The sequence below is a fragment of the Kitasatospora sp. NPDC101157 genome (assembly GCF_044768255.1).
In the GTDB taxonomy this organism is placed as follows: Bacteria; Actinomycetota; Actinomycetes; order Streptomycetales; family Streptomycetaceae; genus Kitasatospora.
The window spans coordinates 1-23,536 of sequence record NZ_JBIWPL010000007.1; the positions used below are offsets into that span (position 1 = coordinate 1).

The 23,536-nt window shown below is 73.9% G+C and carries 18 protein-coding genes; 13 read left to right on the forward strand and 5 right to left on the reverse strand.

Annotated elements, in window-relative coordinates:
- Window positions 1–92: 92 nt before the first annotated feature.
- Entirely contained in the window at window positions 93–1,106 is a 1,014-nt protein-coding gene (gene ligD / locus ACIRVF_RS16965) for a non-homologous end-joining DNA ligase (protein WP_402817545.1), read from the reverse strand.
- Window positions 1,107–1,171: 65 nt separating this feature from the next.
- On the opposite strand from ligD, the gene ACIRVF_RS16970 reads away from it, so the two are divergent.
- On the forward strand, window positions 1,172–2,233 hold the full coding sequence (locus ACIRVF_RS16970) for an ATP-dependent DNA ligase (RefSeq protein ID WP_402817548.1): 1,062 nt from the start codon (window positions 1,172–1,174) through the stop codon (window positions 2,231–2,233).
- Between the two features lie 71 nt (window positions 2,234–2,304).
- On the opposite strand, the gene ACIRVF_RS16975 is transcribed toward ACIRVF_RS16970, so the two are convergent.
- Window positions 2,305–3,708 (reverse strand): serine hydrolase domain-containing protein, encoded by a 1,404-nt coding sequence (locus ACIRVF_RS16975; RefSeq protein ID WP_402817551.1) that lies wholly within the window; start codon window positions 3,706–3,708, stop codon window positions 2,305–2,307.
- A gap of 450 nt (window positions 3,709–4,158) precedes the next feature.
- Between ACIRVF_RS16975 and tdh the strand changes: the two genes are divergently transcribed.
- From tdh to ACIRVF_RS16990, 3 genes are all read left to right on the forward strand, one after another.
- Window positions 4,159–5,187: an L-threonine 3-dehydrogenase gene (gene tdh / locus ACIRVF_RS16980; RefSeq protein WP_402817554.1), complete on the forward strand. Its 1,029-nt coding sequence runs from the start codon at window positions 4,159–4,161 to the stop codon at window positions 5,185–5,187.
- 29 nt (window positions 5,188–5,216) lie between these two features.
- Window positions 5,217–6,410 carry a glycine C-acetyltransferase gene (locus ACIRVF_RS16985; RefSeq protein ID WP_402817557.1) on the forward strand — a complete coding sequence of 398 codons (1,194 nt, stop codon included), beginning with the start codon at window positions 5,217–5,219 and terminating at the stop codon, window positions 6,408–6,410.
- 391 nt (window positions 6,411–6,801) lie between these two features.
- Window positions 6,802–8,376: a CocE/NonD family hydrolase gene (locus ACIRVF_RS16990; RefSeq protein ID WP_402818490.1), complete on the forward strand. Its 1,575-nt coding sequence runs from the start codon at window positions 6,802–6,804 to the stop codon at window positions 8,374–8,376.
- Between the two features lie 265 nt (window positions 8,377–8,641).
- Here ACIRVF_RS16990 and ACIRVF_RS16995 read toward each other — a convergent pair whose 3' ends face one another.
- The gene (locus ACIRVF_RS16995) at window positions 8,642–10,030 is read right to left on the reverse strand and encodes a TolB family protein (protein WP_402817560.1); all 1,389 of its coding nucleotides are present in this window, start codon (window positions 10,028–10,030) and stop codon (window positions 8,642–8,644) included.
- A 211-nt stretch (window positions 10,031–10,241) separates the two neighbouring features.
- Between ACIRVF_RS16995 and ACIRVF_RS17000 the strand changes: the two genes are divergently transcribed.
- Entirely contained in the window at window positions 10,242–11,153 is a 912-nt protein-coding gene (locus ACIRVF_RS17000; protein WP_402817563.1) for a LysR family transcriptional regulator, read from the forward strand.
- 19 nt (window positions 11,154–11,172) lie between these two features.
- On the opposite strand, the gene ACIRVF_RS17005 is transcribed toward ACIRVF_RS17000, so the two are convergent.
- Window positions 11,173–11,583 (reverse strand): GntR family transcriptional regulator, encoded by a 411-nt coding sequence (locus ACIRVF_RS17005; RefSeq protein WP_402817566.1) that lies wholly within the window; start codon window positions 11,581–11,583, stop codon window positions 11,173–11,175.
- A 425-nt stretch (window positions 11,584–12,008) separates the two neighbouring features.
- On the opposite strand from ACIRVF_RS17005, the gene ACIRVF_RS17010 reads away from it, so the two are divergent.
- The 7 genes from ACIRVF_RS17010 (at window position 12,009) to ACIRVF_RS17040 (ending at window position 21,314) form a co-directional block, all read left to right on the forward strand.
- Window positions 12,009–12,302: a helix-turn-helix transcriptional regulator gene (locus ACIRVF_RS17010; RefSeq protein ID WP_402817569.1), complete on the forward strand. Its 294-nt coding sequence runs from the start codon at window positions 12,009–12,011 to the stop codon at window positions 12,300–12,302.
- 164 nt (window positions 12,303–12,466) lie between these two features.
- The gene (locus tag ACIRVF_RS17015; RefSeq protein WP_375886484.1) at window positions 12,467–12,661 is read left to right on the forward strand and encodes an FDLD family class I lanthipeptide; all 195 of its coding nucleotides are present in this window, start codon (window positions 12,467–12,469) and stop codon (window positions 12,659–12,661) included.
- Between the two features lie 151 nt (window positions 12,662–12,812).
- Complete coding sequence (locus ACIRVF_RS17020) at window positions 12,813–14,150, forward strand: lanthionine synthetase C family protein (protein WP_402817574.1); 1,338 nt, start codon at window positions 12,813–12,815, stop codon at window positions 14,148–14,150.
- Window positions 14,151–14,155: 5 nt separating this feature from the next.
- A complete protein-coding gene (locus ACIRVF_RS17025) occupies window positions 14,156–17,230 on the forward strand; it encodes a lantibiotic dehydratase (protein ID WP_402817577.1) in 3,075 nt (1,024 codons plus the stop codon).
- On the forward strand, window positions 17,227–19,011 hold the full coding sequence (locus ACIRVF_RS17030) for an ABC transporter ATP-binding protein (protein WP_402817580.1): 1,785 nt from the start codon (window positions 17,227–17,229) through the stop codon (window positions 19,009–19,011). Before ACIRVF_RS17025 ends, ACIRVF_RS17030 begins: the two co-directional genes overlap by 4 nt.
- Window positions 19,012–19,021: 10 nt before the next feature.
- On the forward strand, window positions 19,022–19,963 hold the full coding sequence (locus tag ACIRVF_RS17035; RefSeq protein WP_402817583.1) for an LLM class flavin-dependent oxidoreductase: 942 nt from the start codon (window positions 19,022–19,024) through the stop codon (window positions 19,961–19,963).
- A 73-nt stretch (window positions 19,964–20,036) separates the two neighbouring features.
- Window positions 20,037–21,314, forward strand: a complete 1,278-nt coding sequence (locus tag ACIRVF_RS17040) for an erythromycin esterase family protein (protein ID WP_402817586.1) — start codon at window positions 20,037–20,039, stop codon at window positions 21,312–21,314.
- A gap of 101 nt (window positions 21,315–21,415) precedes the next feature.
- Here ACIRVF_RS17040 and ACIRVF_RS17045 read toward each other — a convergent pair whose 3' ends face one another.
- A complete protein-coding gene (locus tag ACIRVF_RS17045; RefSeq protein WP_402818493.1) occupies window positions 21,416–22,582 on the reverse strand; it encodes an aryl-sulfate sulfotransferase in 1,167 nt (388 codons plus the stop codon).
- Window positions 22,583–22,708: 126 nt separating this feature from the next.
- Here ACIRVF_RS17045 and ACIRVF_RS17050 point away from each other — a divergent pair, with 126 nt between their 5' ends.
- The gene (locus tag ACIRVF_RS17050) at window positions 22,709–23,302 is read left to right on the forward strand and encodes a helix-turn-helix domain-containing protein (protein ID WP_402817589.1); all 594 of its coding nucleotides are present in this window, start codon (window positions 22,709–22,711) and stop codon (window positions 23,300–23,302) included.
- Window positions 23,303–23,536 lie beyond the last annotated feature (234 nt).

Here is a 23,536-nt window from a genome sequence, read left to right on the forward strand (position 1 = left end):
GTCATGAGTCCACACAACCCTTGATGATCACGCGGTGGCCGTTCCCGTTCCCACCCGGCCCCGGCGCGAGATCACGAAGTCACACTGGAGTACTAAGCGGGCTTCTTGCGGGCCCGGCTGGGCTGGACCCGGGTCGGTTCGCCCGCGGCCTTCGGGTGGTCGGGCGGGTACGGGAGTTCGCCGAGGCCCTCGTCGTGCAGCTGCTTCTCGTACAGCTCCAGCACGCCGTCCAGCCGGTACGCGTGGCCGTCCATCTCCGCGCTGAGGTCGCCGAGTTCGGCGAAGCGGGCGGGTACCGTGCGCAGGTCGAAGTCCTCCGGCGCGGCGTCGTCCAGCTCCTCCCAGCGCAGCGGGGTGGAGGCGGTGGCGCGGGGGCGGGCGCGCAGGGAGTAGGCGGAGGCGATGGTGCGGTCGCGGGCCATCTGGTTGTAGTCGACGAAGATCCGTTCACCGCGCTCCTCCTTCCACCAGGCGGTGGTGACCTTCCCGGGCATCCTCTGCTCCAGCAGCCGGCCGAGCGCGATCACGGCGTGCCGGCCGTCGGTGAAGGTCCACTCGGGCACCAGCGGGACGTAGACGTGCAGGCCGCGCCCTCCGGAGGACTTGGGCCAGCCGCGCAGTCCGTGCTCCTCCAGCAGGGCGCGCAGCTCGTGGGCGGCGCGGACGGCGTCGTGGAAGTCGGTACCGGGCTGGGGGTCGAGGTCGATGCGCAGCTCGTCGACGTGGTCGGTGTCGGTGCGCCGGACCGGCCAGGGGTGGAAGGTGAGGCAGCCCAGGTTGGCGGCCCACAGCACGGCGGCCGGTTCGGTGGGGCAGATCTCGTCGGCGGAGCGGCCGCTGGGGAACTCGATCCGGGCGGTGGGCAGCCAGTCCGGCAGCCCCTTGGGCGCCCGCTTCTGGTAGAAGAACTCGCCGTCGACCCCGTCCGGGAAGCGCTGGAGGGTGGTGGGACGGTCCCGCAGTCCGCGCAGCACCCCGTCGGCGACGGCCAGGTAGTACTGCGCGACATCCAGCTTGGTGAAGCCGCGCTCGGGGTAGTAGACCTTGTCCGGGTTCGACAGCCGGACGGTTCGCCCGGCGACTTCCAGTTCGACGGCTGAGCCCATGCCCCTCACGGTAAGGGCGCCGCGCCCGGCGCGCGCCCCGAGCCGGTTGGCGCGAGGCTGGGCTCATGGACCTGCCCGTGATGCCGCCGGTGGCGCCGATGCTCGCCAAGTCGGTGGCCAAGATCCCCCCGGGGATGCAGTACGAGGCCAAGTGGGACGGCTTCCGCACGATCGTGTTCCGCGACGGCGACGAGGTGGAGCTGGGCAGCCGCACCGGCAAGCCGCTGACCAGGTACTTCCCCGAGCTGGTGGAGGCCTTCCGGCGGGAGCTGCCGCCGCGCTGCGTGCTGGACGGCGAGGTGGTGATCGCCCGGGACGGGCGGCTGCGATTCGAGGAGCTGCTGGAACGGATCCACCCGGCCGGGAGCCGGGTCAGGCTGCTCGCCGAGCGGACGCCGGCCTCCTTCGTGGCCTTCGACCTGCTCGCGCTCGGTGACGAGCCGCTCGTCGACGAGCCGCTCTCGGTGCGCCGCCCCGCCCTGGAGGCGGCGCTGGCCGGGGCGGAGGACCCGGTGTTCACCGCCCCGGCCTCCACCGACCGCGAGGTCGCCGAGACGTGGTTTGCCGAGTTCGAGGGCGCCGGGCTGGACGGGGTGGTGGCCAAGCCGCTGGACCAGCCGTACCGGCCGGGGGAGCGGACGATGTACAAGATCAAGCACGAGCGCACCGCCGACTGCGTGGTGGCCGGCTACCGCGAGCACAAGAGCGGGCCGGTGGTCGGCTCGCTGCTGCTCGGCATCCACGACGAACAGGGCAAGCTCCAGCACGTCGGCGTCTGCGCGGCCTTCCCGATGGCCCGCCGCCGCGAGCTGGTCGAGGAACTGGCCCCGCTCCGGATGGACGACCTCTCCCAACACCCCTGGGGCGCCTGGGCGGAGGAGTCGGCGCACGCGGAGGGCCGGCTGCCGGGGGCGGTCAGCCGCTGGACCGGCGGCAAGGACCTCTCCTGGATCGCGCTGCGCCCGGAGCGGGTGGTCGAGGTGGGCTACGACCACATGGAGGGCAGCCGCTTCCGGCACACCGCGCAGTTCCGCCGCTGGCGGCCGGACCGCACGCCGGAGAGCTGCACCTACGAGCAGCTGGAGGAGCCGGTCTCGTACGACCTCCGCCAGGTGCTGGGTAGCTGACGGCGCGTCAGTGATGGCGGCCCGACCCGGGTGAGCCGGGTCGGGCCGCCACCACCGCGCGGGGCCGGGGATCAGGTCCGGACGGTCGAGGCCGTGTTGGTGGGCAGCGCGGTCGGCGAGCCGCCGCCGGTCGGGGAGCCCGAGGGCGAACCGGAGGGCGAACCGGAGGCCGAGCCCGGGGCCGCCGGGGACGCGGTCTCCGCGGGCAGAGCGTAGACGTGCTTCGGCGAGATGATCTTGGTGATCTCGTTCGCGAACAGCGTCGACGGCTCCTGCCCCTGGGAGACCACGTCGGTGTTGAGCAGCATCACCAGGGTGGCCTGGGCGTCCGGCATGTGGACCGCCACGCTCTCGTAGCCCGGCATCGAGCCGTTGTGGCCGATCCACCCGTTGTTGTTGAACAGGCCGAAGCCGTAGCTGACGTTCGGGTCGCCGGTGGGCAGCATCTTCAGGCGCTCGGTCTGGCTGGCCTGGCTGATGACGGAGCCGGTGGCCACGGTCTTGGCCCAGCTCTCCAGGTCGCCCAGGGTGGTGACGACGGCGCCGGCCGTCCACGCCCAGGAGGGGTTCCAGCCGGTGGCGTCCTGGATCGACCCGTCCGGTGTCTGGTCGGTGTAGCCGTGGGCGTGCGGGTCGGGCAGCGTCGCGTCGGTGGGGAAGCTCGTCTTGCCCAGCGAGGCCGGGCTGAACACCTGGGCCTGGAGGAAGTCACCGGCCGACTGCCCGCCGACCTTCTCGATCAGCTTGCCCAGCAGGATGTAGTTGCTGTTGCTGTACTGGTACTTGGACCCGGGCGGGAACACCGCGGGGTGCTTGTACCCGTAGGCGAGCAGCTGGTCCGGGGTGAACACGTGGTTGGGGTCGTTGATGAACGTGTTCACGAAGTCCGGGTCGGAGGTGTACGGGAACAGGCCGCTGCGCATCTCGCCGAGCTGGCGGACGGTGATCCCGTCGCCGCCGGGGACGCCGTCCACGTACTTGGAGATCGGGTCGTCCAGGCCGACCTTGCCCTGGTCCACCAGGCGCAGCACGGCGGTCGCCGTGAAGGTCTTGCTCTCGCTGCCGATGCGGCTGAACATTCCCGGGTCCATCGGCGTGTTGGCGCTCTTGTCGGCGACGCCGAAGGACTTCTGGTACGTGCCGTTCGGCGTGATGATGCCGACCGAGATGCCGGGGACGCCCGTCTGCTTCTGCACCCGCTGGATCGCGTCGTCCAGCTGGCCGGTGACGGCGGGGGTCAGCGCCACCACCGCGTTGGAGGAGGCGCTGCCCGAGGGGGAGCCGGAGCCGCCGGCGCCCGAGGACGGGCTGAGCGCGGCCGGTTCGGCGATGACCCCCTGGCCGCCCTGGCGGGCGGGCTCGGAGTCGCCGGAGCAGCCGGCGGCGGCGAGCAGGCCGGTCAGGGCGAGGGCGGCGGCGGCCGCGCGGCCGGCGGTGCGGGGAGCGGCCGGGTGCGGCCGTCGGGTCTTGGTCATGTGGCGAGGCGCCTCTCTGGGGCGGAGGGCCCGGAGCGCCTGCTCCACGGGCCGCAGGGGAGCGTCGCCACCGTAAGCACCGCCGCCGGGGGCGCGCGCGCCGGTGGCGGCCCGGCTGGCCCGAACGGAGCCAACCCCTACCCGCATGGCCCGTCCCGCTGGCGGCGCGTTGTCAAGTACCGGAGTGCGACGGCCGGTTGGTGTCGCCGGCGGCGTCCCGCGCTCGGCCGGACGGGTGAGCACCGGCATGCCGCGGCTGCCCCCGCCCCCAGCTCGGGCACGATCGTTTAGCCCAGCTGTGGCCGCCCTTAAGAATTCCTCGATGGACCGCACCCCCTCTGACCAGGCAGATTTCTGCCTGCCGGAACGCGCCCGTCAGGAGCGGCCGAACCGCGCCCCCGGCCCGCACCCCGGGGCCGTCCCCGATTCGCACGTCAGGAGCCGTCGCCCGTGAAGGCACTCGTCAAGCACAACGCCGAGCCCGGGCTCTGGCTGATGGACGTCCCCGTGCCCGAGATCGGCCCCGGCGAGGTGCTGATCAAGGTGTTGCGGACCGGCATCTGCGGCACCGACCTGCACATCCGCAAGTGGGACGGCTGGGCGCAGCAGACCATCAAGACCCCGCTGGTGCTCGGCCACGAGTTCGTCGGCGAGGTCGCCGAGATCGGCGCCGGCGTCGCGGACATCGCGATCGGCGACCTGGTCAGCGGCGAGGGCCACCTGGTCTGCGGCAAGTGCCGCAACTGCCTGGCCGGCCGCCGCCACCTGTGCCGCAACACCGTCGGCCTGGGCGTCAACCGAGACGGCGCCTTCGCCGAGTACGTGGCGCTGCCCGCCTCCAACGTCTGGGTGCACCGGGTGCCGGTCGACCTCGACGTGGCCGCGATCTTCGACCCCTTCGGCAACGCCGTGCACACCGCGCTGTCCTTCCCGCTGATCGGCGAGGACGTGCTGGTCACCGGCGCGGGCCCGATCGGCATCATGGCCGCGGCCGTCGCCAAGCACGCCGGTGCCCGCAACGTGATGATCACCGACGTGTCCCCGTACCGCCTCGACCTGGCGCGCCGGGTCGGTGTGACGCTGGCGCTCAACGTCGCCGAGCACACCATCGAGGAGGGCCAGCAGAAGCTGGGCCTGCGCGAGGGCTTCGACGTCGGCCTGGAGATGTCCGGCCGCCCCGAGGCGATGCAGTCGATGATCGCCAACATGACCCACGGCGGGAAGATCGCCATGCTGGGCCTGCCGGCCGAGCAGTTCCCGGTCGACTGGGCCTCGATCGTCACCTCGATGATCACCATCAAGGGCATCTACGGCCGCGAGATGTTCGAGACCTGGTACGCGATGTCCGTGCTGCTGGAGGGCGGCCTGGACCTCAGCCCGGTGATCACCGGCCGGTACGCCGCCACCGACTTCGAGGCCGCCTTCGACGACGCCGCGAGCGGCAACTGCGGCAAGATCATCCTCGACTGGACCGCCTGAGCACCCCGCTGACGCCAAAGGAGCCTGTTGTGTTCGACAACGTGCGCGCCGACATCGCCGCCACCCTCGACGAGATCCGCGAGGCCGGCCTGTTCAAGCCGGAGCGGGTCATCGGCACCCCGCAGAGCGCCGCGGTCACCGTCACCGGCGGCGGCCGCCCGGGCGAGGTGCTGAACTTCTGCGCCAACAACTACCTCGGTCTGGCCGACCACCCCGAGGTGCTCGCCGCGGCCAAGGACGCGCTGGACCGCTGGGGCTACGGAATGGCCTCCGTCCGCTTCATCTGCGGCACCCAGGACGTGCACAAGGAGCTGGAGGACCGCCTCTCGGCCTTCCTCGGCCAGGAGGACACCATCCTCTACTCCTCGTGCTTCGACGCCAACGGCGGCGTCTTCGAGACCCTGCTCGGTGCCGAGGACGCGGTCATCTCCGACGCGCTCAACCACGCCAGCATCATCGACGGCATCCGGCTCAGCAAGGCCCGTCGCCATCGCTACGCCAACCGCGACATGGCCGACCTGGAGCAGCAGCTCAAGGAGACCCAGGACGCCCGCCGCCGCCTGATCGTCACCGACGGCGTCTTCTCGATGGACGGCTACGTCGCCCCGCTGCGCGAGATCTGCGACCTGGCCGACCGCTACGACGCCATGGTCATGGTGGACGACTCGCACGCCGTCGGCTTCGTCGGTGCCGGAGGCCGTGGCACGCCCGAACTGCACGGCGTGATGGACCGGGTGGACGTCATCACCGGCACCCTGGGCAAGGCGCTCGGCGGCGCCTCCGGCGGCTACGTCGCCGCCCGGCGCGAGATCGTCGCCCTGCTGCGCCAGCGCTCCCGCCCGTACCTGTTCTCCAACTCGCTGGCCCCGGTGATCGCGGCCGCCTCGCTGAAGGTGCTCGACCTGGTCGAGCAGTCCAACGAACTGCGCGAGAAGCTGGCGGCCAACACCGCGCTGTTCCGCAGCCGGATGACCGAGGCCGGGTTCGAGATCCTGCCGGGCGACCACCCGATCGCCCCGGTGATGATCGGCGACGCGGCGAAGGCGGGCCGGCTGGCCGAACTCCTGCTGGAGCGCGGCGTGTACGTGATCGGCTTCTCCTACCCGGTCGTCCCGCACGGCCAGGCCCGGATCCGGGTGCAGCTCTCCGCCGCGCACTCCACCGAGGACGTCGAGCGCGCCGTCGCCGCCTTCGTGGACGCCCGCGCCGCGCTGGGGGAGTGACCTCCGGCAGGGAGTGACCCCCCGATGGACCGCCCGCGGGCCGGACCGCTCGGAACCGGACCGGCCCGCGGGCTCACAACCGCCGTGCGGTGGTGGCGAATCGTTTCCCCACCGCTGCACGGCCCCCAGACCACCTGCCCCACCCTCCCGCTTCGGGGGTGGGACGCCGGCCCGACCGGTGTCCCACCCCCGTTCGCGGTTCCCGGGGGCGTCGCCGCCGGCACGGACGCCGCCGGCACGGACGCCGCCGGCACGGACGCCGCCACCGCCGCCACCTCCGCCACCCGACGTTACCGGCCAGTAATTTGGCTGATCATCACCTCCCTGGGCCGATGGAAGATCGTTAGGCTCGCCCGTGATCACATCGAGTGAACCGAGGGAGCACAGCGTGATGACACGACCCCGCCGGACCGGTGGACACCGGGCAGTGAGCGCCCTTCTCGTCGCGGCGCTCGGGCTCGGCGCGGGGGCGGTGGCGGCCCCGTCCGCCGTCGCGGCGCCCGCCTCCGGCGCCGTGTCGTCGGCCTTCGGCGGCTTCCGGCTGGCCGACATCACCGCCGCCGACGGAGTCGTCCTCAAGGCCGACGTGTTCACCCCGCCCGCCGGAACGCCGGGCGCGGACGCCCAGGGCCGCTACCCGGTGCTGGTGCAGCCGGCGAGCTGGGGGCAGAACGACCTGGAGTACGTCGCCCAGGGCCACCGCTTCGCCGCCGCCGGATACGTCGTCGTGACGTACACCGTGCGCGGGTTCTGGGGTTCGGGCGGGGAGGTGGACGTCGCCGGGCCCAAGGACGTCGCGGACATCTCGACGGTGGTCGACTGGGCGCTCGCCCACACGCCGGCGGACCCCGACCGGGTCGGCATGGTCGGGCTGTCGCTCGGCGGCGGACTCACCCTGCTCGGCGCCGCGTTCGACGCCCGGATCAAGGCCGTCGCCTCGCTGAGCGGCTGGGCCGACCTGACCGACGCGCTGTACAGCGGGCAGACCCGGCACACCCAGGCCGCCACCAGGCTGGCCACGATCGAGGGCCTGACCGGCCGCAAGAGCCCGGAGTTCGCCACCGCCCTGGACGACCTTTTCGCCGACCACGACCTGCCCGAGGTGGTCAAGTGGGCGGACGTCCGCTCACCGTCCACCTACCTGGACCGGATCAACGCCCACGGCACCGCCGTCTACCTGGCCAACGGCTGGAGCGACAGCTTCTTCAACCCCGGCCAGATGACGGACTTCTACCGGAGGCTCACCGTCCCCAAGCGCCTCGAACTGCGCCCCGGCGACCACGCGAGCCAGGAGTTCACCGGTCTGCTCGGCTTCTCCAACGACACCTGGGACGGCGCCCGGGCGTGGCTCGACCACTACCTCAAGGGTGCCGGGGGCAGCCGGGCCGGCGTCGACCTGGAGGTCCGCCCGACCGGCGCCCACGAGGCCTATCCGGACTGGAGCTCCGTCAACTCCCGTACCGGGCAACTGACTTTCGGCGGGACGTCCACCGTGAGCGGCGACCGGCCCTCCGGCGCGGGCGGCGGCGTCGTGCTGCTCTCCGGCCTGGTCGACCAGTGGCTGCACCAGCCGCCGACCGCGGTGATGCCGCTGCTGGACCGCGACGCAGCCGCCGTCCGGCAGTCGCAGCCGTACCGGCAGGGCCTCCCCGTGCGCGGGGCCGTGCAGGTGCACACGACGGTCACCGCCTCCGCGCCGCGGGGGACGGCCGTCGCGTACCTCTACGACACGGACGCCCTCGGCGTCGGCCGGCTGATCGCGCACGCCCCGCAGAGCTGGAGCGGACGGCCGGCGGGGCAGCCCTTCCCCCTGGACGTCACGCTGTTCCCCACCGCGTACGATCTCCCGGCCGGGCACCGGCTCACGCTGGTGCTCGGCACCCACGACGACCTGTACGGCGGCGAGACGCCGAAGGGGAGCACGGTGACCTTCGGGCCGGCGGAGGTCTCGCTGCCGGTCCGCTGAGGCCCCGGTGCGGGCCGTCGGTCGTCCTGGCCCCGGTCGTCGCCGCCCGGTCGTTCGGGGCGGCGGTGCGGGCGGCGGTGCGGGGGGGGGGGGTCGGCCCGGAGGAGAGCCGAGCGCCGGGTGGGCCGATGGTCAACAGCTCAGATGAATCCGGTCGGAAAATACGTCAACGGTGGTATGCGGCGTCCGGGAGGGAAGCCTGCGGAGCGGTCGCCGGAATCCCGGCGCGGGGGCGGGTGGCGGCCCGGCCCCGCACCGGGGCGGGTCACAGACGGCGCAGGAACACGTCCAGGTAGGTGCTGTCGTCGCCCGGCACCAGGTTGGCGTCCTCGGCGGTGAAGACCACGGTGTCGCCGGTGGCGTCGACGTACGGGCTGTCGGAGCCGCCGGTGCTCTGCGAGCCGTCCTGGGCGGCGGTGACCCGCTCGATCCGGCCGGTCCGCAGGTCCCGGCGGAACACGTCGCCCTGCTGGTTGGTGTCGCCGGGCACCAGGTTGTCGGCGCCGGAGTCGAAGTAGACCCAGCGGCCGTCGGCGGTCATTATCGGGTCGTAGGCGCCCTCGGTGGTCGTCGTGCCGGGCAGGAAGGTGTTGATCCGGGTGATCGTGCCGGTCGCCAGCTCGCGGGCGTAGAGGTCCATCCGGATGCCGTGGGTGCCGGGCCGGCCGACGCCGTGGACCGGCAGGCCGTAGAGGGCGAACCGGCCGTCGGGGCTGATCCGGGCGTCGCCGCCCGCGCCGGTCAGCTCGCCGGTGGTGCCGTCCACGCTGGCGCCGGTGATCTCTCCGGTGTCGGCCTTCCAGACGTAGTACGGGTAGAACCGGGGGCCGGCCAGCGGCTCCGCGGTGCCCGCGCCCGCCGTCGGGGTGGCCGCCGGGGGCTGCTGCGGGAGGAGGTTGCCCGCCCGGGAGGTGAAGCCGACGGTGGCGCCGTCCGCGCTGATGGTCGGGCGGAAGGAGTTGTTGTCGGCGCCGGTGCCGTCGGAGCCGGTGGTGATCAGCCGGGTGGTGCGGGTCCAGCGGTCGGTGACGAAGACGTTCTGCTTGCCGCGGCGCACTCCGGGGGCCAGGTCGGTGCGGTTGGAGACGTAGGCGACGTAGCGGCCGTCCTCGCTCAGGGTGGGGCTGCCGGCGCTGCGGATGGTCTCGTCGTCGTCGGTGGTGAGGTTGCCGGTGCTGACCAGCTCGGTGCGGCCGGTCCACCGGTCGCGGACGTAGACGTCGCCGGCGTGCTGGGCCTGGCCGGGCACCACGTCGGTGGCGGTGGTGCTGAACGCGACGTACCGGCCGTCGGCGCTGATCGAGGCGTCCGTGGTGGCGGCGTTCAGCGGGGAGCCGTCGTCGGCGACGCTGACCCGCTCGACGTGGCCGTTGCGCAGGTCCCGGACGTAGACCTCGCTGGTGTTCGCGGTTCCGGCCACGGGCAGCAGATTGGTCGCGGTCGAGGAGAACAGCGCCGAGCGGCCGTCGGCGCTCAGCCCGAGCGCGTACGAGTAGCCGTTGAGCTGCTCGCCCTTGGTGCCCTCGCTGACCCTGGCGGTGTCGCCCTTGGGCGGTCGGGCCTCGGCGGCGGGCATCACGGCCCCGACCGCGAGGGCGGCCGCCAGGACGAAGCCGGTGCGGGCCGGCCGGCGGCGGGAACGAGCGGTGGTCATGGACATCCTCCCCGGACGACGAGCGCCGGGCCCTCGACATCCCCGCCCGGCTCGGTGCCGAGCCAAGCGCCGATCGAGCGCGACGGTCAACGGGCCGAAGCGATCTCCGCCGGAAATACGCCACCGGTGGTACTGCCACCCCCGGACCCGGCCGGACGGGCCCGGGGCTCACCCGGACGGGTCAGCGGCGGCGCGCTGGCAGAATTGGGCTGTGATCGACGCACGACGGCTGCGGACCCTCCGGGCCGTGGCGGACCACCGCACCGTGACCGCCGCGGCGGCCGCCCTCTACCTGACCCCCTCCGCGGTCTCCCAGCAGCTGGCCGCCCTGGAGCAGGAGACCGGCCACCACCTGCTGGCCCGGGAGGGCCGGGGCGTGCGGCTGACCGCCGCCGGGGAGATCCTGCTCGGCCATGCCGACGCGGTGCTCGCCCAGCTGGAGCGGGCGGAGGCCGACCTCGCCGCGTACAGCGCGGGCGTCGCGGGCGAGGTCACCGTCGCCTCCTTCGCCACCGGCATCTCCCACGTGCTGGCCCCCGCGATCGGCCTGCTCTCCGAGCGGGCGCCGGGCGTACGGCTCAAGGTGCTGGACGCCGAGGGCGACGCCAGCCTGCCGATGGTGCTGGACGGGCGGGCCGACCTCGCAGTGGCCGTCGAGTACCGGGGCGCCCCGCGCGCCGACGACGCCCGGCTCACCCGGGTCCCGCTGTACGCCGAGCCCTTCGAGGCCGTCCTGCCGCTGGCCCACCCGCTGGCCGCCGAGTCGGGGCCGCTCGCGGTGGCCGCGCTGGCCGACGAGCCGTGGATCGGCCCGTACCCGGGCAACCCCTGCCACGACGTGGTCCTGCTGGCCTGCGAACACGCCGGCTTCCAGCCGCGCCTGCTGCACTCCTCGGACGACTTCCGGGCCGTCGTCGCCCTGGCCTCGGCCGGTTCGGGCGTCGCCCTCGTGCCGCGCTCGGCGCTGCGGGGGGTGGACCTGGGCCGGGTCGCGGTCCGGCCGGTGGACAGCGAGCTGGCCACCCGCAGGGTCTTCGCGGCCGTCCGGGCAGGTGCCGACGGGCACCCGCTGATCCGCCCGGTCCTGGACTCGCTCGCCGAGGCGGCCGCCTCGGGGGCCTGAGCCCGCGTTCCCGGCGCCGCTACGCCCGCGGTCGCTTCCCCGCCCCGCGCGGGGGCGCCGCGCCCTCGGCGGGGCGGGGCATCCGCTCGATGGCGGAGATCAGTGAGGAGCGGGCGACCCCGTGGGCGTCGGCGACGGCGACCAGCTGCCGCAGCTGGTCGGAGAGGCCCGCGACATCGGTGTGGCCGGGTCCGGAACGCGCGATGACGATGATTCCGCGCCCGCGGCCGAAATCGACCAGGCCTTTCGCCCGTAAATTCCGGAGGGCCCGCAGCACGGTGTTCTTGTTGGCCCGGAAATCGGCCGACAGGGCGCTCGCCGAGGGCAGTGACTCGCCTTCCGCGTATTCCCCCCGCTCGATCGACCACTGGATCCGACGTTCGATCTGTACGTGCAGTGGAGATTGCGAGCCCGTCGCGGCAATGCTCATGTCAGCAATGTTAACCGCCCCGGTCAAGGGTGAGTCAAGTGTTGCGCCTGGGGAGTTGGTGCGGACCGGCTCGGACGGACAAGTGGTGGGGCGAATTCCGGATGTCTCCCGCCGCTTCTTCCGGTCGCCCGGCCGGCTGCCGGCCCAAGGCACCCACGGACGGTGAGAATGGTGCCAATGAAGCCATCCCCGCCGAATGGCGGGGGTTTCGGCGGAACGCCGCGTTCCGCCTGTTAGGAAAAACCCGTGATTCCACCGAACACCGGCCCCGGACGACCGGTTGGCCTGATCCACAGGGCTCCTGACGCTCCGTAGCCGCCGACGGATCCTGGTTGCTTCCGGTTCGAACAGTGCCTACGTTCTGTCCTGCGCGGCCCGGACGGAGCCGCCCCATCGATTCCGTCGGATGGACACGGGGAGATGACGTGAATGACTTCGCGACAACGACGGCGACTGCCGGAAGCGAACCCGCCTGGACCCTCGCACTGGACCGCCTGGGCCGGCTGACACCCCGCGAGTGCGAGGTTTTCGTGATGCTCGCCGAAGGGCTGGGCAACCGCCAGATGGCGGCCCGGCTCCAGGTCACCGAACGCACCGTTCGGGCCCATCTCACGGCCGTCCTGGAAAAGCTGGAACTCGAATCCCGGCTCTCCGGGTGCCTGGCCTCCTATGCCCACCACATCTCGTCGTCCCGGGCGTCCCGGGCCCCCGCCGCCTGAATCCCGGAAAGCCCGGAAAGCCCCGGACCGCCGAGCGGCCGTCGCGGAACTGTCGCCGACGACAATAGGCACCGGAAAGCACCGCGGGACATCATCGAATCGCGGGGGAGAAGCCCCCGGGCCGCTCCGGGAAACCGGTGCGGTGGTATTCGAAGGGAATCGACATGTCCGACAACGCATTCGACCTGGACGCCCGCATCAGCTCGCCGGTCCAGGGTGGCGGTCAGCTGCCCACGCCGTCGATCAGCACCCTGGCCACCCGGACCATCTGCACCCGGATCGGCTGCAAGGTGACCTCGACCTGTGTCTGCACCACCCTCTGCACCTCGGGCATCTGCTCGAACCCGCAGCAGGACTGACACCGCTGAGGCGACGGGTGCTGCCGTGGATTCAGGACACGGCAGCACCCGTTCGTCCATTCTCGCGCCGGGCCGCCACCACGCCAAGGCCCGGCACGCCCCCGACGCCGGCTCAAGGCAGACCCCAGGCCACCTCTCCGAGGGAGAACGCATGCACACCGTCCGGGAGACCGGCGAACCGCCCGTCCGCACCCCCGACGCCCCGCTCGCCGAACGGGTCCGCGACGCGGTGCGCCTCGTGGTGTCCCGGACCGCCACGACCGACCAGTGGGCCGACCTCGCCCTGCGCGCCGCCGAGCAGGCCGCCGTACCGATGGGCTGGTACCCGCCCAGCCTGAGCCACGGTCAGGCCGGCCTCGCCCTGCTCCACCTGTACGCCGCCCGGGCCGGCCTCGGCGACCGTGAGCACGCCTACGGCCACGTCCGGGAAGCCGTGCTCGCCACCCAGGTCGAAGCGCTGGCCGGCCCCGGCCTGTTCGGCGGCACCGCCGGCCTCGCCCTGGCGCTGGCCGAGTGCGCCGAGGACGAACCCCGCTTCCGGCCCAGCCTGCTGCGCCTGTACGAGCAACTCGCCGAGCAGGCGATCGCCACCGGATGGCCGGCCGACGGACAGCCACTCAGTGACTCCGACTACGACGTGGTCAACGGCGCGGCCGGGGTGCTGACCTGCCTCGTCGCGCTGCCGGACCCGAGCCCCCTGGTCCGGGAGGCCGCCGCCGTGCTGCTCGACCGGCTGATCCGGTCGGCCGGCGCCGACCGGCCGGAGGGCGCCCCGCCGCGCTGGCTGCTCCGGCCCGAGGTCTACCCGCCCGTCGGCGACTACCACCGGCAGTACCCGCACGGCTACCTCAACCTCGGCGTCTCCCACGGTGTGCCCGGGGTGGCCGCCGCGCTCGCCGTCGCCTGGGCGGCCGGCCACCGCCGGCCCGGCCAGCGCGAGGCCCTCGCCGAACTGACCGGCTGGCTGCTCGGCCACCGGCTGACCGACGCCCAGGGCCCGCTGTGGGCGAACGGGGTCCCGGTCGACGAGCACGGCGCCGAGCGGCCGGTCGCCCACTGCCACGACCAACTCGCCTGGTGCTACGGCACCGCCGGGATCGCCGCCGCCCTGCTCGCCGTCGCCGACTGCACCGAGGACGCCGGGCTGCGGGCGAGCGCCGTGGAGGCCTTCGAGGCCGCGCTGCGCCGCGCCGCCACCGCCGAACCGCGCACCCCCACCCTCTGCCACGGCCTGGCCGGACTCGTCATGCTGGCCCGGGAGTTCGCCCCGCACAGCGCCGCCGCACGGGAAGCGCTGCCCGGACTGCTGGAACGGCTGCTGGCGTACGCCGACCCCGCGCACCCGGTGGTGTTCGCCGACGAGGACGTCCCCGGCAACACCGTGGACGACCCGGGGCTGCTGTCCGGCGCGGCCGGTGTCGCCCTGGCGCTGCTGGCCGCCCTCGCGGACGAGCGGCCGGCCTGGTTCCGCGTCTTCCTGGGGCGGTGAACCGGGTGTCCCGTTACGTCCCCGCCGGCTTCTTCCTGCTGCGCGCGCCCGCGCTGCCCGTCGACACCTACCACCGGCTCACCGCCGATCCGGCCCGCACCCGCGCCGAACTGCTGGCGCTCGCCGAGGACCCGGAGGTCCGCCGGGCGCTGCTGGTGGCCAGCGAGGACCTGGTGGCCGCCCTGGACCGGCTCGACCGGGCGGACGAGCGCCGCACCCGGCGCCTGCACTCCCGGCTGCTGCGCTACCTCACCCGGATGTCCACCCGCCCCACCCCCTTCGGGGCGTTCGCGGGCGTGGCGACGGGCGAGTTCGGCGACCGCACCACCGCCCGGCTCGGCGGCCCGGCGATCCGCGACACCCGGGTCCGCGGCGACATGGAGTGGCTGTTCGCGCTCATCCGCCGCCTGGAGGGCGACCCGGACCTGCTGCCCCACCTCGACGTCGTCGCGAACTCCACCGCGCACCTCGCCGGGGACCGGGTCGTCCTGCCCTTCACCGAGGTGCACGGCAAGGAGGACAAGCGGGCCGTCCGGATCCGGGCCGTCGAACCGGTCCGGCTGGTGCTGCGCGCCGCGCGGGCGCCCGTCCCGTACCGGCGGCTGGTCGCCGAACTGACCGACGCCTTCCCGGAGGCAGGGGAGGGCGCCGTCACCGGACTGGTCCGCCAGCTGTGGGAACTCGGCTTCCTCGGCAGCGACCTGCGCCCGCCGCAGACCGAGGCGCACCCCGAGGAGTACCTGCTGAAGAAGGTCACCGGCCTGCCCGGCGCCGAGGACGTCGCCGAGGGCCTGCGGACCGTGGTCGAGCTGGCCCGCACCGCCCGGGACGTCGAGGGCCTGCGGGCGCTGGGCGCCGCCCAGGCCGCGCTGGTGCCCGAACACGACGGCCGGACCTACCAGTTGGACGCCACCCTCGACCTCCAGGCCCCCGTGCTGAACCGCGCGGTCGGCGAGGCCGCCGCGGACGCCGTCGAGGTGCTGCTGCGCCTCGCCGGCGCCTCCGGCACCGACCACCAGCACCTGGCCCGCTACCGCGAGGAGTTCGTCGAGCGGTACGGCGCCGGCGCCCGGGTACCGGTCCTGGAGGTGCTCAGCGCCGACGCCGGCCTGGATGCTCCACCGCTCTACACCCAGCCCGGCCGCTCCTTCGACCTGCCGCCCACCACCACCCCGCCGGACACCGGCCGGTTCGACGCCGCCCTCCTGGAACTCGCCCAACGGGCCTGGTGGGACCGGTCGTTCGAGGTGGAGCTGACCGACACGTGGCTGGACCGGCTGGCCCCGCCCGGCGACAGCCGCCCCGTCCTGCCGGTGGTCGACGCCTACCTGAGCGTCGAGGCCGCCGACCGGGCCGCGATCGACCGCGGCGAGTGGCGGGCCGTGCTGCGCTCCGACGGCATGGCCCAGGGCGGGCGCACCTTCGGGCGCTTCTTCGACCTGCTCGGCCCCGAGGCCGTCGAGCGGCTGCGCGGCTACGCCCGGCGCGAGGAAGAGCTCTTCCCCGACGCCGTCCACGCCGAACTCGCCTTCCAGCCGGCCTGGGGCCGCGCCGCCAACGTCGCGGTACGGCCGCGGATCCGGCCGTACGAGATCCCGGTCAACAGCACCCCGTCCGTCCCGCCGGACCGGGTCGTCCCGCTCGACGACCTGCTGCTCGGCGCCACCGACGGGCGGCTGTACCTGTGGTCCCGGCGGCTCGGCCGGGAGGTGGTCGTCGTCCAGCACCACATGCTCAGCCCGCTGGTCGCCCCCGACGTGGCGCGGTTCCTGCTGGAGGTCTCCTACGACGGGTACGTGCTGCCGGTCGCCTTCGACTGGGGCCGGCTCTCCCGGGCGCCGTTCCTGCCCCGGGTGGTCCGCGGCCGCGTCGTGCTCCGCCCCGCCCAGTGGCGGCTCACCGAGCGCGACCTCGCCGACCCGGCCGGCTGGCGCGCCCGCTGGAACGTCCCCCGGCACGTCCACCTGGTCGAGGAGGACAACCGGCTGCTGATCGACCTCGACCACCCGCAGACCCTCCCCGAACTGCGCGAGGCGCTCAAGCCGGGCACGGCGCTGGTCCTCCAGGAGCTGCTGCCCGCCCACGACCGGCTCTGGCTGACCGACCGGGACGGGCGGCGCCACCACGAGGAGATCGTCGTCCCGCTGATCGTCCGGGACGCCGCCTCGGCCGCCCGCCGTTCGCCCGCCGACCGGACCACCGCCCCCGTGCCCCGGTACCTGCCCGGCGGCGACTGGTCGTTCCTCCAGCTGTACGCCGGCCCGGAGCGCCAGGACGAGATCATCGCCGGCCCCCTGCTCGACCTGGTGGCCCAACTGCGCGGCGAAGGCCTGCTGGACCGCTGGTTCTACCTCCGCTACGCCGACCCCCACCCGCACCTGCGGCTGCGGGTGCGCAGCACCGCCGCGCCGCAGGCCCTCGACCGGCTGCTGGCCTGGGGCCGTGACCTGGTCGAACTGGGGCTCGCCCGGGACCTCACGGTGGCCTCCTACGCGCCCGAGGTCGCCCGCTACGGCGGCCCCGACGCCTACGACGCCGTCGAGCGGCTCTTCGAGGCCAACAGCGACGCCACCGCCGGCCTGCTCGCCCGGCGCCCCGACCTGCGGCCCGAACCGCTCGGCGTCGCCGCCGTCGACCTGCTGTACGGCCAGTGGGGAGTCCCGCTCGCCGTCCGGGCCGACCTCGCCCCCGCCGGCGCGAAGGACGAGGACGCCCTCCGCCGGACGTTCCGCGCCGACCGGGACTACCTCTGCGAGCTGTTGCTGCCCTGGCCGCGCCGCCCCCACGAGGAGGGCGCCCGCCACCGGCTGCTGCTCGCCGAGGCCTTCGCCGCCCAGCGGCCCGCCGCCCGGGCGGCCGCCGAGGCGGTGCGGCAGGCCGCCGCGGCGGGCCGGCTGGTCGGCAGCGAGCGGCAGATCCTGGCCAGCCTCGCCCACATGCAGGTCAACCGGCTGCTGCCGATCGACCTGGCCCGCGAGGACCGCACGTACGGCCTGTGGCGGCACGCCCTGCGCGCCGTCCGCGGCCGGCTCGCCGCCGAGGCAGGCGGCCCGTCACCGAGGCAGGAGGGCGGACGATGACCTGGCTCCGCGTCATCGCGCTGTTCTGGCGGCTCAGCCCCGCCAAGGTCACCGGCTACGCGCTCTGCACCGTGCTGAACGCCGCCGTCCCCGGCCTGCAGATCGCGCTCACCGCGCGGGTCGTGCAGAGCGTCGCGGACGCCGTCGGCGGCCTGGCCGGGGCCCGGGACGACGCGCTGGACGCCGGCTACCAGCTGCTCGCCCTCGCCGTGTTCGGCCACCTGCTCGGGGTCGCCGTCCAGTACCTGGACTCGCTGCTGCGGCTGGAGCTCACCACCAGCATCGGCGAGCAGGTGATGCGCAAGGGCATCACCCTCGACCTTCAGCAGTACGAGGACGCCGACGCCTACGACAAGCTCCAGCGGGCCTTCCAGGAGAGCAACGGCGGCCGGGTCTACCAGCTGTTCGCCGAGATGCTGGAGGCCGGCCGGGAACTGGTGACCCTGCTGTCCGTGAGCGCCGTGCTGTTCGCCTGGAGCCCCTGGGTGGCGCTGGTCATCCTGGCGTCCCCGATCCCCTCGGTGGTCGCCCACATGGCCTTCAGCCACAAGGTCTTCGAGATCGAGTACGCCCGGACGGCCGACCGGCGGCGGCTGTACTACTACCAGTACCTGACCACCACCGACCACTCCTTCAAGGAGGTCCGGCTCTTCCAGCTCGGGCCCTACCTGCTGGACCGCTACCGGGAGCTGGTCCGCCGCTTCTTCCGGATCGACCGCGGCGTGGCCCGCCGCCAGTCGGTCACGGTCGGCGGCTTCGGCCTGCTGAGCGTGCTCGCCTCCTCCGGCGCCCTGCTGTGGGCGATCCGCGACGCCGCGGACGGCAGCCGGGTCGGCGAACTGGCCGGCTACCTCCAGGCCATCGGCACCGTGCAGGTCGCCGCGCACGGACTGCTGCTCGGCGCCGCCTCGCTGTACAAGGACACCCTCTTCCTCGGCAACCTGTTCGGCTTCCTCGACCTCCCGGAGCGACGCGTCGCGGGCGGCAGCCGGCCCTTCCCGGCCACCCTGCGCGAGGGCATCGAGTTCCGCGACGTCAGCTTCCGCTACCCCGGCACCGACCGGCCCGTCCTGGACCGGCTCAGCTTCCGCATCCCGGCCGGCGCCTGCGTCGCCCTGGTCGGCCAGAACGGCGCGGGGAAGACCACCGTCGTCAAGCTGCTCACCCGGATGTACGAGCCGACCGGCGGCCAGATCCTGATCGACGGCGTCCCGATCGAGGAGTACGACGTCGACGACCTGCAGCGGAACATGGGCGTGATCTTCCAGGACTTCATCCGCTACGAGATGACCGTCCGCCACAACATCGGCTTCGGCCGGGTGGAGTCGCTGGACGACCACGGCCGGGTCCGCCAGGCCGCGGAGTCGGCCGGTGCCGCCCCCGCCGTAGAGGCCCTCCCCGGCGGCTACGACACCATGCTCGGGCGGCACTTCGAGGAGGGCCACCAGCTCTCCGGCGGCCAGTGGCAGAAGATCGCGCTGTCCCGGGCGTTCATGCGCCGCGCCCCGATCGTCGTCCTCGACGAGCCGACCGCCGCGATCGACGCCGAGGCCGAGGCCGAGATCTTCGGCCGGCTGCGCGACATCGCGGGCGAGTCCACCTCCCTGGTCATCGCCCACCGCTTCTCCACCGTCCGGATCGCCGACCGGATCGTCGTCGTCGCCGACGGCCGGCTCGCCGAGGAGGGCACCCATGACGAACTGCTCAGGGCCGACGGCATCTACGCCCGGCTCTTCCGACTCCAGGCGTCCGGCTACCTCACCGACGTCACCCCGCACTGAAGGCCCGCCCATGCCCGTCTCCGTCGTCCTCCCGGTCATGCCCGCCGACCCCGCCCAGCTCGTCCCGTACGCCGAACTCGTCCGGGACGGCCGGGCGGCCCGGCTCTGGCAGGGGCAGTCGCTGCGCCTGGAGACCCACCAGGCCTTCGCCTACCTGGCCGGCCTCGGCCACCGGATACCCGTCGGCACCTCGGTCGCGCTGATGCCGCTGCGGCACGAACTCGACGCCGCGCTCCAGGCCCGCTCGCTGGCCCGGCTCACCGGCCACCGGACCGTCCTCGGACTCGGCCCGGGAGCCGCCGACTTCGTCACCGAACTGCGCGGCGCGCCCTACCCGCGCCCGGCCGAGGCCGCCGCCGGGTACCTGCGCACCGTCCGCGCGCTGCTGGCCGGGGCCCGGGCCGGCGGCCTCCCGGAGGAACTCGACCATCCGGGCGTGGAGTTGGGGCTCGGCGTGCTCCGCCCGGCGCTGGCCCGGGTGGCCGGGCGGGAGGCCGACGCGGCGATCACCTGGATGACCCCGCCCGGGTACCTGCGCGACACCCTCGGCCCGGCCCTGGCCCGGGGCGCGGCGGAGGCGGAGCGGCCGGTGCCGAGACTGGTCACCGTCGTCCACGCGGCCCTGGACCGCCCGGGGCGCAACCCGTACCGGCTCGCCTACGACGCCGCCCACGCCCACCTCGCCTCGCCGCACTACACCGACATGCTGCGCCGGGCCGGGCTGCGGGTGCACCCGTCAAGCCCCTCGCTGGGCGCCCGGGCTCTGGTCGACTCCGGGGCCTTCGTGCACGGCGACGCCCAGGCGGTGGCCGCCGGACTGGCGGAGTACGCCCGGGCGGGGGTCGACGAGGTGGTGGTCAACGTCGCGGGCGTGGCCGTCGCGGAGGGCCCCGAAGCGGCACTGGCGGACCTCGCGGAGATCCTCGACGCGGTCCGGCGGGCACCCTGCTGAGTGCGCGTCGGACGCGTCGGTCGGTTCGCGTAGGATCGGATGCCCGGGCAGGGGCGAGGAGTTGGACGTGGGCGTGGGTGTGAGCAGTGACGTGACGCGGTGGCTGGCCGCGAACGCCGTCCCGCTGGACAGCCTGGACGCCGGGCACCCGGCGGCGGACCTGGCGCCGCTGCGCCCGGTGCTGGACGGGGTCCGGATCGTCGGGCTCGGCGAATCCACCCACGGGACGGCCGAGTTCTTCCGGCTGAAGCACCGGCTGCTGGAGTTCCTGGTCCGCGAACTCGGCTTCGGGGCACTGGCGATGGAGGCCAGCGCGGCCTCCGCCGAGGCGGTGGACGCCTACGTCCGGTACGGCACCGGCGATCCGGTGGCCGCCCTCGACCGGCTGGGCTTCTGGACCTGGAAGACCTACGAGGTGCTCGCCCTGGTCGAGTGGCTGCGCGAGCACAACCGGGCGCTGCCGGAGGCCCGTCGGGTCCGCTTCGTCGGCATCGACCCCCAGCGCAGCGCCGACTCGGCCGGCGAACTCCACGCCTTCCTGCGGCAGGTGGCGCCCGAGCGCGCGGCCGCCGTCCACGCCACCCTGCGGGCGATCGGCGACAGCACCCCGGCCGGAGACCCCGAGGGAGCCGGTGAACTGCTCGACAGTGCGAGGCAGTTGCTCGCGGAGCTGGAGGAGGCGCGGGCGGCGCACACCGCGACGGCCGGCGCCGCGGCCACCGACCGGGCGATCGCCCACGCCCGCAACCTGGTCCGGGCCGCCGACCTGGCCGGCCGGTCGCCGCTGGGCACGGACGGCGCGGTCGAGGAGGGATCGCTGGCCGCCCGCGACCGCTACATGGCCGAGGCCGTCGCCGAACTCCACGAGACCACCGGACTGCGGACGGCCGTGTGGGCCCACAACAGCCATGTGATGACCGGACGGTACGCGGCCGGCGTCCCCGCCATGGGCCGCCACCTGCGGGAGCGCTACGGCGACGACTACTACGCCCTCGGCCTGCTGCTCGGCAAGGGCGCGTTCCGGGCCCGCACCGGATCCACCCGCGCGCGCCCGCCGCGCCGCCACGGCATCGGCGGCGGCGGGCCGAAGTCCGTCGAGGGCCAGCTCGCCGCCGCCCACCGGGGCGACCACCTCCTCGACCTGCGCGCCGCCCGCGGCGAGCCGGCCGTCGAACGCTGGCTGGCCGAGCGGCACTTCCTGCGCAGCTTCGGCGCGGGCGTACCCCGGTTCAGCTACCGCTTCGAGCTGGCGCCGACGGTGCTGGCCGAGGAGTACGACGGCCTCGCCTACGTGCGCCGCTCGACCTGCTCCCGGCCGCTGCCGCTGCCCCCCGAGCCCGGCAGCCGCTGAACGGCGGGCCGGGCCACCGCACCGGGCGGAGGCCGTGGGCCCGACCGCCCTGCCCGCACCGCCGCGGGAGCGGTCGGGCCGGTGCTCTCCGCCGCCGTCGGTCACCGCGCCGTGGAGGGCGACGGCGCCGGGCGCGACGGTTCCGGCCGGGACGCCGCCGCGGTCGGCAGCCACGGGATCTCCGACCGGGCGTACCGGTACGCCCGGAAGACGGCGTTCTGGGCCCCGCCGGAGGATTCGAGGCCGACGCCCTCGCCGAACGAGCCGAAGTGGGGGACGACGTACTCCCAGACCACCTCGCGGTCGACGGTGACCTCGAAGATCCGGCCGAACGAGCCCTCCGCGATCAGGGTGTTGCCGTTGGGCAGCCGCTGGGCGCTGGACATGTACGGGCTGTAGAAGTTCTGCGGCGGGTCGTCCCGGTACTCCCAGACGATCGCCCGGCTGGCGCGGTCGACCTCCACCACCCGCGAGTACGGCACCGAAGTCCCCTGCCGGTAGGAGCCGTTGTCGAAGACGAGGATGTTGCCGTTGTCGAGTTCGTGCGGGTAGTGCTGCTGGGCGAGGACGTCGGGTCCGAGCCGCCAGGTCACGTCACCGGTCCGCCGGTCGACGACCACTGCCGTCGAGGCGCTGCGGAAGCCCACCATGACGGAGCCGTCCGCGAGTTCGTTGACCGTGTTGGCCATCGGCCAGTGCTCGCGCGCGTAGTGGGGGTCGAGGACGGTCCCGTCCGGGTCGAGGTGCTCGGCGGCGGCCCAGCGCCAGACGATCTCGCCCTCCCAGGTCATCTCGTACACCACGTCGCCCCAGATCACCCCGCCCGGAGCCTCCGATCCGGGGATGCCGCCACTGATCCGCGCGGCGAACTCGGCGGGGAGGGGCTCGACGGCGAGCAGCAGCAGGTTGCCGTTGGACAGGAGTTCGGCGTCGTGGTGGTGGAAGGGGTGGCCGGTCTCGCGGAGCACCGTGCCGTCGGGTGCCACCTGGAGGAACACGCCGCCGTGGTAGACCTCCCAGATCGGGAAGAGCGGTTCGGGCTGCGGCGCCTTGCCCTGGTAGAAGAGCGTGCCGTCGGGCAGCAGCCGGGCGTGGCGTCCGGGCGGGTACGGCAGGGTCCACCGGTGCCGCTCGGTTCCGTCGAGGTCGACCAGGTAGGCCTCGCCGGGGCCGGCGATCGGGGTGATCAGTGTGAGGCCGTCGAAGGCGCGCTCGCGGTCGAGTGCGCGCAGGCCGGTGCCCCGCCGGCGCAGGGTGTTCTGGTCGATCACGGTCTCTCCGGTTCGGTGCGCAGAATATTGACCACATCAATATGCGCCCGTCGATGTTGCCGTGGTGTTGCGGCGGCATGAAGCCTGCGGGGAGGGCCGCTCCCGACTGCGATACTGGGGGACATGGCAGCTCCGGACCCGCACGGGACAGGCCCGTCGCCCGAGACGGCGGCCGTCGGCGCCGCGATCCGCCGTCGGCGCAAGGCCCTCGGCATCCGGATGGTGGATCTGGCCGCGGCCGCCGGACTCTCCCAGCCGTTCCTCAGCCAGTTGGAACGAGGCCTCGCCACACCGAGCCTGAGCTCGATCTACCGGATCGCCGAGTCCCTGGACTGTCCGCCCGGCGCCTTCCTGCGCGCCCGGTCCGGCGACGGCCCGGTGGCGCACCAGACCGATCCGCAGACCATCCGGGTCACCGAGGGCGGCGGCCAGGAGGCGGAGGTACTGATCCCCGGTGGGCAGAGCGACAGCATGGAGGCCTACCGGCACCACTTCGTCCCCGGGGAGCCGGAGCGCGGGTGGTTCGAGCACCCGGGCGAGGACTTCGTCTACGTCCTCCAGGGTGAGGTGATCCTGGAACTGCGCGGTGAGCCGCCGGTGCTGCTGCGCCAGGGCGAGAGCGCACACCACCGGGGGGACATCCCGCACCGCTGCCGGCCGGCCGGCGACAGCGAGGGGCGGACGCTGCTCGTCGTGTCGTCGGGTGCCCATCCCTGAGTGCCCGTGGGGCCCGCGATCCGGACCGGCGTTGACGCCGGCCGCGCCGTCGGGCTAGCTTCCCGGCATGCAGCAGCGTTCCCTCGCCCTGACGACTCGCGGTCACATCGACCTCCTGCGGGTCTGTACCGCTGCCTGTCGCGCCTGCTGAGAGCCTCCAGCCCCCGACCGGCCCGTTGATCCGACGGGTCCGTACGGTCCGCCGTCGCTCCGCGCGGAATCCGTCCGACCGCC

Excerpts from the sequence above, each read along its gene's own strand:
- ACIRVF_RS17035 (WP_402817583.1), top strand. The coding sequence starts at position 19,022 with ATGCCCGTCTCCGTCGTCCTCCCGGTCATGCCCGCCGACCCCGCCCAG.
- ACIRVF_RS17005 (WP_402817566.1), bottom strand. The coding sequence starts at position 11,583 with ATGAGCATTGCCGCGACGGGCTCGCAATCTCCACTGCACGTACAGATC.
- ACIRVF_RS16975 (WP_402817551.1), bottom strand. The coding sequence starts at position 3,708 with ATGACCAAGACCCGACGGCCGCACCCGGCCGCTCCCCGCACCGCCGGC.
- ACIRVF_RS16995 (WP_402817560.1), bottom strand. The coding sequence starts at position 10,030 with ATGACCACCGCTCGTTCCCGCCGCCGGCCGGCCCGCACCGGCTTCGTC.
- ACIRVF_RS16970 (WP_402817548.1), top strand. The coding sequence starts at position 1,172 with ATGGACCTGCCCGTGATGCCGCCGGTGGCGCCGATGCTCGCCAAGTCG.
- ligD (WP_402817545.1), bottom strand. The coding sequence starts at position 1,106 with ATGGGCTCAGCCGTCGAACTGGAAGTCGCCGGGCGAACCGTCCGGCTG.
- ACIRVF_RS17015 (WP_375886484.1), top strand. The coding sequence starts at position 12,467 with ATGTCCGACAACGCATTCGACCTGGACGCCCGCATCAGCTCGCCGGTC.
- ACIRVF_RS17020 (WP_402817574.1), top strand. The coding sequence starts at position 12,813 with ATGCACACCGTCCGGGAGACCGGCGAACCGCCCGTCCGCACCCCCGAC.
- ACIRVF_RS17030 (WP_402817580.1), top strand. The coding sequence starts at position 17,227 with ATGACCTGGCTCCGCGTCATCGCGCTGTTCTGGCGGCTCAGCCCCGCC.
- ACIRVF_RS17050 (WP_402817589.1), top strand. The coding sequence starts at position 22,709 with ATGGCAGCTCCGGACCCGCACGGGACAGGCCCGTCGCCCGAGACGGCG.
- ACIRVF_RS16990 (WP_402818490.1), top strand. The coding sequence starts at position 6,802 with ATGACACGACCCCGCCGGACCGGTGGACACCGGGCAGTGAGCGCCCTT.